Genomic DNA, 2,683 nt, shown 5'->3' on the forward strand with positions numbered 1-2,683 from the left:
CTGGTCGGTTTCCAGATCGTCGTCCTGGCGTTGATCGGCGACCTGATAGTCCGTTCGCGCAGTGACAACTGAGGACGCCCCCGCCGGGATGCCGATCACCATTCCGCCACCTGAGCCACCTGAGCTATTGGGAGTGCCGCTGACCGGGCCGGCGGTGCCCGGGAGCGCTCCAGCGCGGATCGTGATCGTCGGTCCGGCCCACCCTTATAAGGGAGGTGTGGCCCAGCACACGACGGAGCTGGCACGCCGGCTTGCCATGCGCGGCCACCGGGTGCGGATCGAGTCATGGTCGCGGCAGTACCCGGTCCGGCTCTACCCAGGCCACCAGCGGGTGAGCCACCCTGAGACAGAGCCTTTCGCGGCCACGAGCTATCCACTGTCGTGGCGACGCCCGGACTCGTGGGTACGGCTGGGGCGGCGGCTGCGCCATGAGGTCGATGTTGTGATCTTTGTGCTGGTCACCCCGATACAGGTACCGGCCTACCTGGGCATCCTTGCCGCTCTCCGGCCGGGGAGCGGGCCGGTCGTTCTCGCGCTGTGCCACAACGTGCTGCCGCATGAGCGGCGTACCGGGGACGAGGCGCTGGCCCGCGCCCTGTTACGGCGGGTGTCGGGGGTCGTGGTGCATACGCCGACCGAGGCGGACCAGGCCCGCACGCTGACGGATCGGCCGGTCTCGGTCGCCATGCTGGCTCCACATCTGTGGCCGGGGCGACAGGCCACCGCTGCCGGCGGTGCTGCCGGCGGTGCCGCCGGCGGGGCGGACGATGGGGGACACCGGCATCACCGGCTGCTGTTCTTCGGCTTGGTCCGGCCATACAAGGGCCTGGATGTTCTGCTGCGGGCACTGGCGATGGGGCCGCCGGAGGTGCGCCTGACCGTCGCCGGGGAGTTCTGGGAGGGGCTCGACCGCCTCCGCGCGATCGTCGTCGATCGTGGTCTACGGGCGCGAGTGGAGCTGCGTCCCGGGTATGTGCCCGCGGCCGAGGTGCCCGCGCTGTTCGCCGCCGCCGACGCGCTCGTGCTGCCGTACCGCTCGGGGACGGCGACTCAGAACGTTGGCCTCGCCCATCTGTACGGTCTGCCGGTGGTGGCGACCAGGGTCGGTGGGCTGGCCGGGGCGGTGCGCGACGGTGTGGACGGACTGCTCGCGGCGCCTGGCGACCCGGTGTCGCTGGCGGGCGCGCTGCGTCGTCTCTACGAGCCGGGCGTGCTGGAAGCCCTGCGAGCCGGAATCGTCCCTCCAGATGTGGATACGGAGTGGGTTCGTTACTTAGAGGTTGTCATAGGTGCGACTGGGTCTTGTTAGGATACTTTCCGTTTGCATATCATGTTGCTCTAGTAGTGCGGTTAGCGCCGAGAACAGGGAGGTTGGCCTGGGATGCCGAGCCCGTCCGCCCGCCCGCCCGCGCGGGGCGGGCCGCGCTTCACTCCGGCGGAGCCCGCGCAGTGATGCTTTGTCAAGGCAGCTTTCGTCGAGGTGGCCGGTGAGCGTACTGCGTAGTCATGTCCTGGCCTACGCCGGTCATCAGATGCACGTCATTCGTCGCCGTGAGGTGAGCACGTTGTTGGCGTGGGTGGGCGACCTAGCCGGGCGAACCGTTCTGGACGTCGCTGGCGGTGACGGGTACTGGGCCGGTCAGGCTGTCCGCCGTGGGGGCCGGGCCGTCTGTATTGATCTTGACCGGGGTAAGCTGGACTTCGGCCGCGGGCTGCGCCGGCGTCCTGCCCTTGTCGAGGGGAACGCCCTTCACCTGCCGTTCGCGGACGCCTCCTTCGATGTGGTGATGTCGGTCTGCGCGATCGAGCATTTCGACGACGGCCCAGCCGCGCTCACCGAGATGGCTCGGGTGCTCACGGTGGACGGGGATCTTGTCATGTCCGCCGACGCGCTCACCCAGGCGCACCGGTGGCCGCGGCTGGTGGCCCAGCATCGGGAGAAATATCAGGTGAAACGCACCTACTCGGGCGATCAGCTGGCGGAGCTGCTGAGTGGTTGTGGCATGGCTGTGGTCCGCCAGACCTACATGTTCCGGTCACCGTGGGCCGAACGGCTGTACCTCACGCTGTCGGCCAGGGGCGGCCGGGCCGGCTGGAACGCGGCCGTGCCGCTCGCGCCTCTCATCGCGATGTCCGACCGGCGCAGCCCGGACGGCGCCGGCAGCGTCGTGCTCACCCATGCCCGCAAACGGCAGCTCTGACGGGTACGGAGCGCGACTTGCGCGGATTTTTCGGCGCTTCGTCCCCTCGCCAACGATTATGGCCGCTGCCGGGCCATTCGAGCCGGTGGCGGTCCGGGCGCGATGCTGTCACCGCGTGCCCAACTGTATTGGCCAGGTATGTCGATTTCGTTTCCGGCTGCCTGATTCACTTTTGATCTTAATCGAAAGTGAATCAGCGCGTCGAGGCCAAGGTATTGTGTTGTTTGCGAGCGCCAACCGTGCCGCCTCGTCCGCATAGTCATGCGTGCCCTTTCGGGTGGTCGCCCCGCTGGCTGTCACTCCGGTCGAGTAGTGGGCCACGAGCCCGCTGCCCACGGCCGCTGGCTGGCCGCACATATCGTCGCGATGCCATGTGTCACTGGTCTGGTGTTCGCGGCGGTGAATCCCGCCGCCGCGCAATCCATCCACCCGGGCGGCGCGAGCCGGACAGTCCTACTGCCGGTCGCTCGCTAAGAAAACAA

General features: G+C 68.3%; 2 protein-coding genes. Both read left to right on the top strand.

The window, feature by feature from the left end:
* Positions 1 to 88: 88 nt before the first annotated feature.
* Positions 89 to 1,309 (top strand): glycosyltransferase family 4 protein, encoded by a 1,221-nt coding sequence (locus MJ783_RS22080; RefSeq protein WP_239313530.1) that lies wholly within the window; start codon positions 89 to 91, stop codon positions 1,307 to 1,309.
* Between the two features lie 178 nt (positions 1,310 to 1,487).
* Complete coding sequence (locus tag MJ783_RS22085) at positions 1,488 to 2,201, top strand: class I SAM-dependent methyltransferase (RefSeq protein ID WP_239313533.1); 714 nt, start codon at positions 1,488 to 1,490, stop codon at positions 2,199 to 2,201.
* Positions 2,202 to 2,683: the final 482 nt, after the last annotated feature.

The sequence above is a fragment of the Protofrankia sp. Cj3 genome, assembly GCF_917627355.1.
GTDB lineage: Bacteria > Actinomycetota > Actinomycetes > Frankiales > Frankiaceae > Protofrankia.

Bases quoted from the DNA above. Each gene is read 5' to 3' on its own strand.
- MJ783_RS22080 (WP_239313530.1), top strand. From the start codon at position 89: ATGCCGATCACCATTCCGCCACCTGAGCCACCTGAGCTATTGGGAGTG.